We start from the raw sequence: 14,675 nt of genomic DNA, 5'->3' as shown, positions 1-14,675 counted from the left end.
CCGGGGCCCGCTCGGGGGGCCGGGGCCGAGGCGTCCGGCGTGCTTCCCGGCCCCCCGGTCTCGCTCGGCCCGGTCAGCCCAGTTCGAGCGTGGTGATGGCGAAGACCCGCTCTTCGGCGGTCTCGGGTACGGGGCCGGTGTACATGCGCACCGTGTGGAACTGCGCCGCCAGGCCCCGGGAGGTCAGCAGGTCCTCCGAAGCGGCGTGGGTGCCGGGGATGTCGAGGGACACCTCCTCGCCGGGGCCGAGGTGTTCCACGAGGCCGTCGAACAACGCGGCGGCGTCCTCGGGGGTGTCCGCGAAGAGCGGTCCGATGCGGTGGCCGCGACCGGCCGGGCGGATGACTCCGTACCCGGCGACGGCGCCGTCGCGCAGCCGGACGCGGGCGGTCCGCCCCGGCGCGGTGAGCCATCGGGCGACGAACCCGCTCCGGGCGGCCGGGAAGCAGCGGCGGTCGTAGGCGGCCAGGGCCTCGGTGTGCTCGGGGGTGACCGGGGCCACCCCTTCAACGAGCCCGCCGAGCCCAGCGGGCCGGGCGGGCCGCTCGGGGATCCCGGCGAAGTGCACGGTGTTGTGCACCGCCTTGAACCCGGACGTCTCGTAGTTGGCTTGCTGTGCGGGCATCGCGTCCAGGCCGACCGTACGGTTCCCCGAGTGCGGGAAGGCCGCCTTCCAGGTCGCCAGGCCGTAGCCCCGGCCGCGGAACTCCGGGTCGGTGAGGTAGTGGCCGAGGACGGCGTACCGGTCGTCGTAGTTGACGATGGAGACGGCCGCGACGGGACGTGCGCCGAGGCGGCCGATGAAGAAGCCGGCGGGGTCGGTCGGGTGGAAGCAGGCCACGTCGCCGTCGCCGACGTTCCAGCCCTCCTGGTCCGCCCATTCCGCCACCTGGTACCAGTCGTCCAGGGTGGCGGTGGAAACGGTGAACAGGTCGTGGGAATTCATGAAGCGGTGGTCCCTTCTGGTCCGGCCGGGCCCGAACGGTCTCGCCGGGCCGGGCCGGAGGTGCGGAGGTGGGAGGCGGCGTTCACAGGCCGAGGGATCGCCCGATCATTTCCTTCATGATCTCGGTGGTGCCGCCGTAGATCGTCTGGACCCGGCTGTTGGCCCACTCACGGGAGATCGGGCTCTCTCTCAGGTAGCCGTAGCCGCCGTGCAGTTGGAGCGCCCGGTTGGATATCTCCACCTGGAGTTCCGTGGTCCACCATTTGGCCTTCGCCGCATCGGCGGCCGACAGCCTGCCCGCGTTGATCTGCGTGACGCAGTGGTCCAGGAAGACTCGGGCGATGGTGACCTCGGTGTCCATCGTCGCCAGCTGGAACCGGTTGTGCTGGAAGCTCCCGATGGCCTGGCCGAACGCGTGGCGTCGCCGCGCGTAGTCCAGGGCGTCCTCCAGCATCTGTTCGCTGGCGGCGACCGCGACCGTGGCGATGCTCAGCCGTTCACGCGGCAGCCCGGTCATGAGGTAGGCCATGCCGGCGTGCTCCTTGCCGACCAGGTTGCCGGCGGGAACGCGGCAGCCGTCGAAGAACAGCTCGCAGGTGTCGCTGGCGTTCCAGCCGAGCTTCTCCAGCCGGTTCCCCCGGGCGAAGCCGGCGGTTCCCCGCTCCACGACGAACAGGCTCAGGCCCTGTCCGCCGCGCTGCGGGGCGGTGCGCGCGGCAACGAGGACGAGGTCGGCGTTCTCGCCGTTGGTGATGAAGACCTTCTGGCCGTTGAGGACGTAGTGGTCCCCGTCCCGGACGGCGGTGGTACGGATGTCGGCCACGTTGGACCCGGCGTCCGGTTCGCTGATCGCGATGGCTGCGACGAGTTCGCCGGAGCAGAGTCCGGGCAGCCAGCGCCGCCGCTGCTCCGGCGTCGTACGGACGGCGAGGTAGGAAGCCACGACGTCGTTGTGGGCGACGAAGCCGGGCACGGTGACCCGCGCCCTGATGAGTTCCTCCGTGAAGACGGCCGGGTAACGGAAGTCGGGCTCGCCCCCGCCGCCGTACTCGGTCGGCGCGTCCATGCCGAGGAGCCCGGCGGCACCGGCCTTCCGCCACAGCTCGCGGTCGACGATCCCCTCCTTCTCCCACCGGTCGTGATGAGGAACGGCCTCGCGTTCCAGGAACGTACGGACCATCTTCCGGAAGTCCTCGTGCTCCGCACCGTAGTGCGGGGTCACCTCGGGCCGCTCACGCATGTCAGCGATTCCCCTTCCCGGCCCGGTCGCCCTTCGGGGGCCCGGGCCGTGCCGTCGACTGCCAGAGCGAGAGCCCGCTCCGGTTGGAGCACCGCCGCGAAGTGGCCCCCGGGGATCTCGACGCGGTGGCTGGGTTCGGTGCTGTGCTCCGCCCAGCCGGCCATCTGGGCGGGTGTCACATGCGGGTCGTCCCGGGCGGCGAGCAGGACCAGCGGGTGGTCGACGCTCAGCGTGGACGTCTCCCGGCCGAACTGACAGCGGATCTCCTCGTCCTCCCGCATCATCCGGACCAGGAGCCGCGTCATCGTGGTGTTGGACAGCAGCGCGGACGCGGTGCCGCCGTCGGCGACCATCTTGGCCAGCAGCGCGTCGTCGTCGAGGTCGCCGATGACGGTCTCCGGCTGGAGCCGGGGCGGGAGCGCCGCGGAGAGCACGGACCGCTCGGGGCGCTCGCCGAGTCTCCGCGCGACCGTCGCGGCCACCGACAGGCTGAGCGTCGCACCGAAGCTGTGGCCGAAGGTGGCCCAGCACAGCCCGGGCCGCTCCGCGCGGGCGGCCCGCAGATCGGCCGCCACCTGGTCGGCCATGGCGGCGACCAGCTCCGGGTAATGGGTGACGCGGGCGTCCCGGGCCCGGGGACCGCGTCCCGGCTGATCGACGCCGACGATCTCCAGGGGCACGCCCTGGGGTGCCCGCCAGCCCCGGTACACCAGGGAACTGGCGCCGGCGTGCGGGAAACAGTAGAGCCGGACCGGGGTCTTCGGGGGTGTCGCGCGGCTCATGCCGGTATCCCTCCCTTGAACGCGGCGACGATGTCGTCACCGATGCGTTCGGCGAGCATCAGCGTGGTCAGGTTGGTGGGGACGCTCGGCACCGAGGGGAAGACGGAGGCGTCGACCACGCGCAGTCCTTCGAGGCCGTGCACCCGGCCGCGCTGGTCGACGACGGACATCCGGTCCGACGGGGGCCCCATGCGGGCCGAACCGACCGCGTGCCAGCCGGGGTTCATGATGTTGCGCACCCCGTTGCGCAGCACGGCCTCGTTGCCGATCATCCGGTCGGTCCAGAACTGCGTCCGCTCCAGGCGCTCGGCGATGCCGGGCGCCCGCAGGACGCCCCAGGCCTTGCGTACCCCGTGCATGAGGCGGTCCACGTCCCGCTCGACCGTGCCCATGCCCAGCTCGATCACGGGCGGAGTGTCCGGGTCGGCGCTCTCGGCGAAGACCCGGCCCCGCGACTCCGGGCGCATCAGCATGACCGACAGGCCCACCGCCATCGGCGAGCCGAGGCGGTCGACGAACCCGGGGATCGTCGTGGACTCCACGTTGTTGAGCAGCCCCACCTGGACGTCGACGTCGTCGTCGTAGCCGCTGGACATCCGCGCCGCGATCTGCCGCCACGGCATGCCGGGCTTGCACACCCCGGGCCCGGGCAGCGACCAGATGACCACCGAGGGGTGGTCCGCGAGGTTCTCGCCCACCCCGGGCAGATCGGCGACGACGGGCACACCGAGCGCGGCCGTCAGCCTGGCATCCCCGACGCCGGACCGCTGGAGGACGACCGGTGTGCCGACCGCGCCCGCGCACAGGATCACGTTCCGGGCCCGCACCGCGGTGCGGTGGCCGTCGTCGTCCACCAGGACCGCGCCGACGGCGCGCCGCCCCTCGAAGAGCACCCGGGTGACCCGGCAGCCGGTGCGCAGCTCCAGTTCGGGCAGTTTGCGTACGTCGGTGAGGTAGGCGGTCGCCGCGTCGATGCGCTCGCCGTCGACGGAGTTGGCCGGCACCGGGCCGACTCCGCGTTCACCGCCCCCGTTCAGGTCGGGCAGGTCCTCGACGCCCAGCCGCAGACACGCGGCACGGAACGCGACCTCCAGTTCGTGCAGGTCGGCGGGGCCGGGGCGGCGGACGGGGATCGCGCCGCGGTCGCCGTGCGCCGCGTCGCCGGGGTGGTCCGCGTCGTTCTCGATCCGGCGGTAGTACGGCAGGACCCGGTCCCAGCTCCAGTCGGGGTTGCCGCCCGCCACCCAGGTGTCGAAGTCCCTGCGCAGCGGGCGCATCGCGATCGCCCCGTTCACCGCGGACGAGCCGCCGACGACCTTGCCCAGCTGGTAGGGGAACCGGGTCCACAGGGCACGGCTGCGCCCCTCTGAGGCGGTGGGTCCGGACGTGCCGTCGGCGCCGACGAGTTCGTCCCACCGGGTGCTGGAGCGGAGGTTGGCCCGGTGGTCCCAGTTGAAGCCCTCCAGGATGAGGCGGTTGGCGTCCCGGAGAGGGTTGGTCTCCGGGCCCCCTTCCGGCTGCTCCCCGCCCGCCTCCACCAGCAGCACGCGTGCCCCGGCGGAGACCAGGCGGGCGGCGGTGACCGATCCCGCGGAGCCCGCACCGACCACGAGGTGGTCCCAGGGGATGTCGCCGGTGGCGTCGTCGAGGTCGCGGGCCGTGCCGCTCATGCGGTGGCCTCCTCGAAGGGCCGGACGATCTCGGTGAAGTCCGTGATCGTCGCGTTCATGAACAGCCCCTCGATGACCTGCTGTTCGGCGTCCTCGTCGATGCCGAAGTCGGCGCGCAGCCGGGCGATGATCCGTACGGCGTGCAGCGAGTCGCCGCCCACGTCGAAGAAGCCGTCCTCGACGCCGAACTCGCTGTGCCCCAGCAGCTCCGCCCACAGCGCGAACAGTCGCTCCTCGACGGTGCCGCGCGGCGCGGTCCGGCCCTGGGTCACGTCACCGTCGCTCCAGGGCAGCGCCAGCGCGTCCCGGTCGATCTTCCCGTTCGCGGTGAGCGGGAGTGCGTCACGTGTCAGGTAGTGCGAGGGGACCATGTAGCCGGGCAGCACCGCCTCCATCGCGGTGCGCAGGGCCACCGGTTCGAGGACCGCCGGGTCGTCACCGACGAGGTGGGCGGTCAGCTGGCGCTGTCCGGTACGGGGGTGGGCCGGGGCGGTGACCATCACCTGACGCATGCCCGGCAGCCGGCCCAGAGCGGCCTCGATCTCGCCGAGTTCGACCCGATAGCCGTTGATCTTCACCTGGAAGTCCTCACGGCCGAGGATCTCGATGTCCCCGCCGGGCAGGTACCGGCCGAGGTCACCGGTCCGGTAGAGCCGTTCGCCGGTCACCGGGTGTTCGATGAACCGTTCGGCCGTGCGTACCGGGTCGCTCCAGTAGCCCTGGGCCACGCCGGCGCCGCCGATGTAGATGTCGCCCGTCACTCCTCTCGGGGACGGCTCCAGCCAGGTGTTGAGGACGTGCAGGGTCTGGTTGGCGAGCGGTTTGCCGTACGGGATGCTCGTCCAGTCGGCCGGAACCTCCCCGATCGGGTAGCACACCGACCAGATCGACCCCTCGGTCGCCCCGCCCAGGCTGATCGTCCGCATGCCCGGGACGCGTCGACGGATCTGGCCGGGCAGGGCGACGGGGATCCAGTCGCCGCTCAGCAGAGCCAGCCGCAGGCTCGCTCCGTGTCCGGCGCCGTCCTGTCCGGCCAGGTCGGCCAGGGACTCGGTCCACAGACGCATCGGGGCGGGCACGCTGTTCCAGACGGTGACGCCGTGCCGGTCCAGCAGCTCCGTCCAGTGGGCGACATCGTTACCGCGCCCGGCGGAGGGGACGACCACGCAGCCGCCCGCGCCCAGGATCCCGAAGACGTCGTAGACGGAGAGGTCGAACCCGGCCGGGGCGAGGGCCAGGACCCGGTCCCGCTCGTTCACCTCGAAGCGGGCGTTGATGTCCTGCACGGTGTTCGCGGCGCTGCGGTGCGAGATCATCACCCCCTTCGGTTCGCCCGTGGAGCCGGACGTGAAGATCACGTACGCGAGGTCGTCGACGCTCTGCCGGCTCTCCAGCGGTCCGGTGCCGCACCGCAGCGTCGCCGGGTCGTCGGGGGTGACGACCCGGATGCCCCCGGGCCAGCTGAGGGACGCGCCCAGTTCCGCCTCGGTGACGACGGCCTTGGCCCGACATCGGTGCAGCAGGGAGTGGCGGCGCTCCTCGGGCAGTTCCGGGTCGATGGCGACGTACGCGGCTCCCGCGTGCAGAACACCCAGCAGGGCGGCGATCTGCGCGGCGCCCGGCCGCATGGAGACGGCGACGAGAGTGTTCGGTTCCGCGCAGCCCTCCGAGCGGAGCCGTCGGGCGATCCGGTGCACGTTCTCCTGGAGCGTCCGGTAGGTGACCTCGGTCCCGTCGGCGATCACGGCCACGGCGTCGGGGCGTCGGAGGGCGGCTTCGTGCACCAGTTCGTGGAGGCGGCGCGGCGGGATGTCGGTGGCGGTCGCGTTGGCCGCGCGGCGTTCGACGAGTTCGGCCGCGGGCAGGGGCACGGCGCCACCTGCGGTCTCCCAGGCCCTCTCGTCGTCGGTGAGCCGGTCCAGGAGGGTCAGGTAGGCGTGGAACATGGCGTCGAGCGTGTCGGGGGCGAACAGCCCGTCGACCGCGTTCCAGTTGACGGTGAGGGCGCCGTTCTCCTCGAACACCTGGTTCTCCAGCCAGACCTGGGGAGTCTGGCTCGCGCTGTGCGCCAGCTCGCCGAAGACGCTCAGCGGGTCGCCCTTGGCGTCGCCCTCGGCGCCGTCGAGGGTGCTGGTGAAGACCACCGGCATCGACACGTTGCGCCCGTCGCCCTGACGTCGGGTCAGTTCACGCAGGACCCGCACTCCCCCGTACACGGAGTGCTCCAGGTCGGCGAGCAGCCGGTTCTGCACCCGGGCGGCCCGGCGCCCGAAGGTCTCGTCGGACCGGCCGTCGACGGTGAGCAGGTTCGGGGAGAGGAAGTTACCCACGATGCCGTCGGTCTCCGGGTGCAGCGGCTGCCGGCCGAACAGGGTGAGGGTCAGGGTGAACTCCTGCCGCCGCGACCAGGTCCGCAGCACCTCGGCGTAGGCCGCGAGCAGCAGGTTGGAGGGGGTCAGTCCGTGCCGGCGGGCCGTGGCCGACAGGGCGGCCCACCGGTCCTGGGGCAGGACGGCCCGGTGCAGGACGAAGTGAGGCGGGCCGATCTGCTCGGGGGCGGTGGCCAGAGGCAGGTCGGGGGCCGGGGGGATCTCGTCGAGGCGCGCCGTCCAGTAGTCGGCGGCGCGGCGGCCGGCCGGGCTGTCGCGGAGCTCTCGCTCGGCGAGGACGTGGTCGCGGAAGGTGTGGTCGAGCGGGGCCGGGGACCAGGCGGGGTCGTCGTAGAAGCGCCGCCACTCCGCGAGGACCAGCAGGAGGCTGCGGACGTCGACGAAGAGCAGGTCGACGCTGACGTGCAGCCGGGTGCGCTGGTCGGGGAGGTGCGTGGCCCTGATGTCGAAGAGCGGCCAACTGCCGCTGGGCAGGACCTGGTTCTCCAGCTCGGCGCGGACACGTGCCAGTGCCTCGTCCCTTTCGGCATCGGACACGTCGCGCAGGTCGGTGACGGCGATGGCGTACGGGGGCGTCTCGGCCAGGACCCGCTGGGCTCCGTCGGCGTCGGTCACCGCGCGGAGCATGTCGTGGCGTTCCACGACCCGGCCGAGTGCGGCGGTGAGGCGGGGGACGTCCAGGGCGGGCCCGTCGAACTCGAAGAAGTAGTGGCTGGATACGCCGCCAAGCTCCAGGCCTTTGTGACGGCCGATCAGGTATCCCTGCTGGATGTCGGTCAGCGGGAACGCGTCATGACGTTCCGCAGGACGCGATTCGGCCCGGGGCAAGGGCTGGGGGTGACTGTTCAGCGACTCGGCAACAAGGTCTTCCATGAATTCCACGCCTCTCTTCACCACGTGCGTCGAACAACCCCGATACCGTGTCGGATCGGCTCACGAAGCATCAATACGGTGCCACCGCAGAACTGACCGAAGGACCCCTTCGGTACCACCGAACGGTCAAGAGACGGGGAACACAACGGTGTTGACCGGATCATGAATTCCCCCTCATCCTTTCGCCATGGAAAATCCGATCCCCTCTCCTTCCAGCGGAAAACGCATACTCGTCGCCGCCACCGGTTCCATTGCGACGCCGTCGTTGCCGTCGTATCTCGGCGCCCTGCGGGCGCGTCTGGACGTCACCTGCACCGTGCTGCTCACGCCGGCCGCCACTTCGTTCCTGTCGCCGCAGACGGCGGCGCTGTTCGCGGAGCGGGTGGTCAGCGGGGGGTCTCCGGACGACTGGCCGACCGACAAACCGTCCCGGCTGGCGGCCGACCACGACATCCTGCTGGTGCTGCCTGCGACGGCGAACACGCTTGCCATGGCCGCCTCGGGGGCCGCCCCCAACCGCCTCGGCACAGTGATCCTCGCCGCGGACTGCCCCGTGGCGTTCTTCCCGGTCATGGGCGCGCGCATGTGGGAGAAGCCGGCCGTGCGGCGCAATGTCGCACAGCTGCGGGAGGACGGCTGTGTCGTGCCGGAGCCCGTCTGGCACGAGGGTTTCGACCCCGGTACGGGCAGCCGCGCGAGCCATCCGTCGCTGCCCGCGCCCGAGCAGGTGGCCAAGCTCGTCGCCGAGCTGCTGGCCACACCGGAGAACCACCGACGAACGGAGGTGTCGTGATGGCTGAGGAAATTCCGACGATGTACGAATGGGTCGGTGGCGCGGAAACGCTGGAACGGCTCACCGAGGAGTTCTACCGGCGAGTGCGCCAGGACGAACTCCTCGCCCCGCTCTTCCAGTACATGACGGATGACCACCCTCAGCACGTGGCTACCTGGCTCGGCGAGGTCTTCGGGGGGCCCGCGACCTACACCGAAGAACTCGGCGGTTTCCGGCGCATGCTGAAGAGCCATCGTGGCCGGGCTATCCAGCCGGAACAGCGGCAGCGCTGGGTGACGTTGATGCTGGAGGCCGCCGACGAAGTCGGACTGCCTTCCGACTCGGAGTTCAGGTCGGCATTCGTCGCGTATATCGAATGGGGTTCCCGCCGGGCCATGGCGAATTCCCAGCCCGACGCGCCGCCCTCGCGGCGGGAGACCGTTCCGGTCTGGGGCTGGGGCGAGTCCCCGCCCGGCAAGGCCTGACCGGCTCCGGCCGGAGCCGGTCGGTATGCCGGGCGTGCCGTCCCCTCGGGGGGACGGCACGCCCGCAGTGCGTCGTGGGCCGGTCGGGTACCTAGCCGGTCCGGCGCCGGACCACCGCGGTCGCCGCGAGCGCGGCGACCAGGTAGACGACGGCTCCGGCGCCGAACGCCCAGGCGTAGCCGACGACCACATCGGCCTGGGTCGCGGCCACCGCCATCAGAGCGGCCAGGCCCACCGTCGGCCCCAGTTCCATGGCGGTGTTCATCACCCCGCCCGCCAGTCCGGCCTGGTGGGCGGGGACGTTCGTGGTGGTCAGCACGGCGGAGCCGGAGAAGATGAAGGACGTGCCCGCCGCCAGCAGAACCGCGCCCGGCATCAGTCCGAGGGCGAAGGAGCTGTCGGGGCCGATGCCGGTGAGCAGCGCCAGCCCGGCGGCGCCGGCCACCAGCCCGGCGATGGTGACGGCTCCCGCGCCGTACCGGCCGACCGCCCGCCCGGCGAGCTGGTTGGCGACGATCAGGGCCAGGGTGAAGGGAACGAACGCGCCGGTCGTGGCCAGGGTGGACCAGTCCTGCTGCTGCTGGAGGTAGAGGGAGAGCAGGAAGGTCACCAGGCCGGTGCCCGCCGCTGCCAGCAGGATACCGACGAGGCCCACCAGCCGACGGGGCTCCATGGTGAAGCCGGGCGGCAGGAGCGGATCCCGTACGCGCCGTTCGACCATCAGGAACAGGACGAGCAGGACGGCCCCGATGGCGAGGGGTACGAGGACGTGGGGCGAGCTCCACGGGTGGTCACCGCTGAGGATGAGGCCGTAGCTGCCGATCGAGATACCCAGCGTGGCGAGGAGTGCCCCTGCCGGGTCGAGTCCCGGCGGGGCGGCCGAGGCGTCGGCGGGGTCGGCCGGGAGCAGTCGGCGGGTCAGCAGAAGCGCGATCGCGGCGACGAGCACGGGAACGGCGAACATCCAGCGCCAGGAGACCCAGGTGGTGACGGCGCCCGAGGTCAGCGTGCCGACCGCGGCGCCGAGGACGGACACACCGCCCCAGCTCGCCATGGCCCGGCCGAAGGCCGCGGGCTCGCGGAAGACGGCGCGCAGTACGGCGAGCGCCGCCGGTGCGGTGAGCGCCGCGCCCAGGCCCTGGCTGAACCGGACGGCGACCAGCGCCTCGAACGAGGGGGCCCAGGCCCCGGCCGCGGACGCGAGGCCGAACAGCACGAGTCCCAGCACGAACATCGGGCGGCCGCCGTACCGGTCGGCGAGCCGGCCGCCGAACAGCAGCAGACCGCTGTAGGGAAGCCCGTAGGCCGCGTTGACCAGGACCAGGTCCGCGGCGCTCAGGCCGAACTCCCGGCCGATCGCGGGCAGCGGCACCGCGATCAGGGTGATGGTGAAGATCAGCGTGGCCTGGACGACGGCGAGCATCGCGAACGCCAGTCGGGCCGGGGACCCGGTGTCCTTGCCGGGGGCTCGGCCCTCACCCCCGGGGCCGTCGCCGGAGCCCACCGGTCCGGCCGCCGGTGTTCTCGGGGGCAGCGTGGGTTCGGTCAGTGGCTTGGTGGGGTCCATCGCAGGTCTCTCCTCTGGGGCCCGTCGGGCGTCGGCAACTCGGTGGACATGTCTGTTCGGTCCCCTCAGGCCACGGTCCGGGCAGCCGCCCGGACGGCCGACGCGACGTCCTCGTCGACCAGCTGGTGGTTGAGCGCGAACGCGGCGGCGGAGCCCATACCGGCCGAACTGACCACCAGGGCACGGGGATCCACGACGTTGCCGACCGCCCACACGCCGGGCACGCTGGTGAGGCCGGAGCGGTCGGTCGCGATCCACCCGTCAGCTCCGCGCTCGCAGCCCAGCGCGGTGAGGAGTCCGTCGCGCGGCACCATGCGCGGTACGACGAAGACCGTGCTGCGGGCGACGCCGCTGTCCTCGGCGAGTTCGACCCCGCGCAGCCGGTCGTCCTCCACGACGAGCCGCTTGACGGTTCCCTCGATGACGGGCACCTGCCGTGCCGAAAGGGCCCTGCGGTCGTCGTCGGTCAGCTCCAGCCCGTGCCGGAACAGCACGACGTCGTCGGACCACTGGCGCAGCAGCAGGGCGTGCCGGACCGCGCCGGGGCTGGTCCCGAGAACGCCGAGCGGCTGGTCGCTGACCTCGTAGCCGTGGCAGTAGGGGCAGTGGAGCAGATCCTTCCCCCACCGCTCGCGGACGCCGGGGATGTCCGGGAGTTCGTCGCGCAGGCCGGTCGCCACGATCACCCGGCGGGTGCTCAGGGCCACGCCGCCGACGAGGCGGACAGTGAAGCGCGGCGTGTCGTCCTCGCCGGCGCGCTCCACGTCGTCGACCTCACCCTGTATGAACTCCGCCCCGTATCCGGCCACTTCGGCCCGGCCGGTCTCCAGGAGCGCGCTCGGCGCCATCCCGTCGCGGGACAGGAAGCCCTGCATGTGCGCGGAGGGCGCGTTGCGCGGCGCCCCCGAGTCCACGAGGACCACCCGGCGGCGCGCCCGGGCCAGGACAAGCGCGGCGTTGAGGCCGCCGGCCCCGGCACCGATCACGACGACGTCGATGCCGTCCTCGTGCGTGAAGCCGTTCCGCGATCCGTTCTCGGACATGTCCGCCCCTCTCGTTTCACTTTCCCTGCGCGTGCCGGCTCCCGAGCTCAGCAGGCACAGGGTGCGTTCGCGGCCCGCCACGGGCCAACGTTTGTTGCCGTTTCCGCAACGGCCCGGTGGAATGGGCGATATGAAGCAATCACCTGCCATCTCCCAGGTCCTCGACGAGGTGGGCCCCCGGTTACGCCGGCTGCGCACGCAGCGCGGGGTGTCGCTGACCGCGATCGCCGAGGCGACCGGGATCTCCAAGAGCACGCTGTCCCGGCTGGAGTCGGGACAGCGCCGGCCGAGCCTGGAGCTGCTGCTGCCGATCGCCCAGGCCCACCAGGTCCCCCTGGACGAGCTGGTGGGCGCTCCGGAGGTCGGCGATCCGCGGATCAGGCCCTCACCTCGGAGCGTCAACGGGAACACGGTGCTGCCGCTGACCCGCCAGCCCGGCCCGCTCCAGGCGTTCAAGATGGTGCTGCCGGCCACCCGGCAGACGCCCGATCTGTGCAACCACGAGGGATACGAGTGGCTGTACGTCCTCTCCGGCACCCTCCGGCTGCTGCTGGCCGACCACGATCTGACGCTGGGTCCGGGTGAGGCTGCCGAGTTCGACACCCGGCTGCCGCACTGGTTCGGCACCACCGGGGAGGGCCCCGTCGAGGTGCTCAGCCTCTTCGGCCGGCAAGGGGAGCGGATGCACGTACGGGCCCGACCCCGGGGAGGAAGCCGCCCGGCCCGTTGAGGTCCGCGGCGAGCATGTCGGTCACCTGCTCCCCCGCCGTGTGCGGGAACAGATGGTCCCCGGGGAACATCCGCACCCGGCAGTGCCGCCGGGTGTGCGCCCTCCAGCCCGCGAGCCGCGCCGGGTCCGCCGACACGTCACCCCGGCCGCCGAGGGCGGTGATCGGGCAGTGCAGCACGTCCTCGGCGCGCGCCCGGTAGGCCTCGGCGATGGCGAAGTCGGCCCGCATCAGCGGCAGCAGCCTGCCGATCGCCTCCGGATCGGCGAAGGTTTTGCGGGCGGATCCGTAGAGTTCCCGCACCCGGTCGAGGAACGGCTCGTGCGGCAGTCGGCTCAGCTCGTCCACCCCGGGCTCCGAGCGGGGCGCTCCCTGGCCCGACACGTAGAGCCGCTCGGCGACCCGGTCGTGGCGCCACTCCAGGCGGGCCGCGATCTCGTACGCCAGCAGCGCGCCGAGCCCATGGCCGAACAGGGCGAACGGCCGATCGCAGAACCGGGTCACGAAGGCGGTCAGGTCCCGCAGGAGGGCTTCGGTCCCGGCCACCGGGCGTTCGTGGGCCCGGGAGCCCCGGCCCGGCAGCTCGACCGGGGTGACCACGATCGACGGGGCCAGCTCCCGCGCCCAGGCCTCGTACATCCGGGCCGAGGCCCCGGCGTACGGCAGGCAGAACAGGCGTACCGACAGATCCGTCATCACGCGCCCGCCCCGAGTTCGGCCACGGTGGTCCGGGGGGACGCGGCGGCGAGGACGCCAACGAGGTCCCGCAGCCGGGCCGTGAGCCGCTCGGCCGTGGAGCGGGAGGTGCGGGTCCGGTCGTAGGTGAGGCGCACCGGCAGGTCCTGACCGGGCCGGATGTGCAGGGCCAGGGCGTGGTGCGGGCGCGCGTCGTAGTGCGCGGAGGTGACCTTGAGGCCCAGGTCGAGCAGGTCGGGGCGGGGCAGCTCCGCCTCGCCGGCGAACACGGCGCTGTCCGCGGTCCCTGCCCCGGGGACGCCGTGGGCCGACCCGACGGCGTCCGTCAGCCGGCCGCTGAGTTCGTCCAGCCAGGGCAGGAGGGGCCGGGGCACGTCCGGTACGGCCGGGAGCGTCACGGCGGTCTCCCTCGATCCGACGGCGTCCCAGGTCCCCGGCTGTCCGGCGGGCCGTCGGGGGAGGACGGCCTCACAGGCCGGGCGGCCTCCGGCTCCGGAGGGCCGCAGCATCAGCCAGGCGGCGTGCAGCACGGCGGCGGGGACCATCCCGTGCGTCCGGCACATGCGGCGCAAGGCGGCGGCCGACGCGCCCAGGTCCAGGTCCACGGCGTCGAAAGGGGTGGCGTGGTGGACTGGCCGCTCGTCGTCCGGCACCGGCGGGAGGCGCCGTGCCGGCGGGAGGGCCTGTGCCGGGAGGCCGGGGGCCGGAACGGGCCCGCCCGCGGCGCGGGATCTCGGGGTCCGTGCCGGGGCGGGCCGGGCGGTCAGTCCGTCCGGGTATCGGGGTACCGTCGCCGGCTTCGGACATCGGCCCGCGAGCAGCGCCCGGTAGGTTTCGAACAGTTCGGCTACCACGACGGCGGCCGACCACTGGTCGACCACCAGGCGGGAGAAGCGCCAGGCGAGGGTCCAGTCCTGTTCGCCGCACCGCATCAACAGGGTCCGGCTCAGGGGGGTGCCGTCCAGCGGGAGTCCGTGGGCCCGTTCGCGGTCCAGCCGCTCGCGCAGCCGGGCCTCCCGTACGGACTCCCGGGTGGCTCTCCAGTCCACCGCCCGCCACGTCGGCCGGCCGTCCGACCGGCAGGCGGCGGAGCCGTCCGCGTGGTCCCGTATCCCGGCGCGCAGGGCGGTATGACGGCACGTCAGCTCACGCCATGCCTCGGCGAGGACGCAGGGATGGAGCGTGCCGGTGAGGCCGATCAGCACATGGTCGACGTACACGCCGGTGCCGGGCCGCCGACGCACCTGCGCGAGCAGCCCGGCCTGGAAGGGGGAAAGGTGTTCCGTGCCTGGCTCTTCGGTCTTCGTGGACATGCGCTGCCACCCTTTCGGTTCGCCGGGACGACTACGACCTCCGGGGTGACGGACACCGACCGTGCCAGGCCCCCGCACGGCCCGGCCGACCGTACCCGTGCGGAATGATCGCTCCTCAATACGGTGGATCCGCAGAATCGACCGAAGGGACATCTCGCACTGGCCGAAGT

Annotated in this window: 12 protein-coding genes; 3 read left to right on the top strand and 9 right to left on the bottom strand. The window is 72.5% G+C overall.

Annotated elements, in window-relative coordinates; all coding sequences use genetic code 11:
- Window positions 1-73 precede the first annotated feature (73 nt).
- From IE140_RS15570 to hlmE, 5 genes are all read right to left on the bottom strand, one after another.
- Window positions 74-946, bottom strand: coding sequence for a GNAT family N-acetyltransferase (locus tag IE140_RS15570; RefSeq protein ID WP_150193130.1), 873 nt, complete (start codon window positions 944-946; stop codon window positions 74-76).
- Between the two features lie 82 nt (window positions 947-1,028).
- Window positions 1,029-2,186, bottom strand: coding sequence for an acyl-CoA dehydrogenase family protein (locus IE140_RS15565; protein ID WP_093442182.1), 1,158 nt, complete (start codon window positions 2,184-2,186; stop codon window positions 1,029-1,031).
- Window positions 2,165-2,968: a thioesterase II family protein gene (locus IE140_RS15560; protein ID WP_150193129.1), complete on the bottom strand. Its 804-nt coding sequence runs from the start codon at window positions 2,966-2,968 to the stop codon at window positions 2,165-2,167. Before IE140_RS15560 ends, IE140_RS15565 begins: the two co-directional genes overlap by 22 nt.
- A complete protein-coding gene (locus IE140_RS15555; protein WP_150193128.1) occupies window positions 2,965-4,638 on the bottom strand; it encodes a GMC family oxidoreductase in 1,674 nt (557 codons plus the stop codon). The genes IE140_RS15560 and IE140_RS15555 overlap by 4 nt, the downstream gene beginning before the upstream one ends.
- A complete protein-coding gene (gene hlmE, locus IE140_RS15550; RefSeq protein ID WP_150193127.1) occupies window positions 4,635-7,925 on the bottom strand; it encodes a holomycin non-ribosomal peptide synthetase HlmE in 3,291 nt (1,096 codons plus the stop codon). The genes IE140_RS15555 and hlmE overlap by 4 nt, the downstream gene beginning before the upstream one ends.
- A gap of 163 nt (window positions 7,926-8,088) precedes the next feature.
- On the opposite strand from hlmE, the gene IE140_RS15545 reads away from it, so the two are divergent.
- A complete protein-coding gene (locus IE140_RS15545) occupies window positions 8,089-8,694 on the top strand; it encodes a flavoprotein (protein ID WP_150193126.1) in 606 nt (201 codons plus the stop codon).
- Window positions 8,694-9,158: a group II truncated hemoglobin gene (locus IE140_RS15540; protein ID WP_093442323.1), complete on the top strand. Its 465-nt coding sequence runs from the start codon at window positions 8,694-8,696 to the stop codon at window positions 9,156-9,158. The genes IE140_RS15545 and IE140_RS15540 overlap by 1 nt, the downstream gene beginning before the upstream one ends.
- Before the next feature lie 91 nt (window positions 9,159-9,249).
- On the opposite strand, the gene IE140_RS15535 is transcribed toward IE140_RS15540, so the two are convergent.
- Window positions 9,250-10,725 (bottom strand): MFS transporter, encoded by a 1,476-nt coding sequence (locus tag IE140_RS15535; RefSeq protein WP_150193125.1) that lies wholly within the window; start codon window positions 10,723-10,725, stop codon window positions 9,250-9,252.
- 65 nt (window positions 10,726-10,790) lie between these two features.
- Window positions 10,791-11,768: an NAD(P)/FAD-dependent oxidoreductase gene (locus IE140_RS15530; protein ID WP_032775168.1), complete on the bottom strand. Its 978-nt coding sequence runs from the start codon at window positions 11,766-11,768 to the stop codon at window positions 10,791-10,793.
- Between the two features lie 130 nt (window positions 11,769-11,898).
- Between IE140_RS15530 and IE140_RS15525 the strand changes: the two genes are divergently transcribed.
- On the top strand, window positions 11,899-12,498 hold the full coding sequence (locus tag IE140_RS15525; RefSeq protein ID WP_093442199.1) for a helix-turn-helix domain-containing protein: 600 nt from the start codon (window positions 11,899-11,901) through the stop codon (window positions 12,496-12,498).
- Here IE140_RS15525 and IE140_RS15520 read toward each other — a convergent pair.
- Both IE140_RS15520 and IE140_RS15515 read right to left on the bottom strand, forming a co-directional pair.
- Window positions 12,422-13,192, bottom strand: coding sequence for a thioesterase II family protein (locus IE140_RS15520; RefSeq protein WP_150193124.1), 771 nt, complete (start codon window positions 13,190-13,192; stop codon window positions 12,422-12,424). The genes IE140_RS15525 and IE140_RS15520 overlap by 77 nt on opposite strands.
- Entirely contained in the window at window positions 13,192-14,505 is a 1,314-nt protein-coding gene (locus IE140_RS15515) for a condensation domain-containing protein (protein ID WP_229826804.1), read from the bottom strand. The genes IE140_RS15520 and IE140_RS15515 overlap by 1 nt, the downstream gene beginning before the upstream one ends.
- Window positions 14,506-14,675: the final 170 nt, after the last annotated feature.

It is taken from the genome of Streptomyces parvus, assembly GCF_014648875.1.
Lineage (GTDB): Bacteria > Actinomycetota > Actinomycetes > Streptomycetales > Streptomycetaceae > Streptomyces > Streptomyces parvus.
Note: the sequence above shows the minus strand (reverse complement) of the source record. Positions and strands in the feature narration are given on the sequence as shown.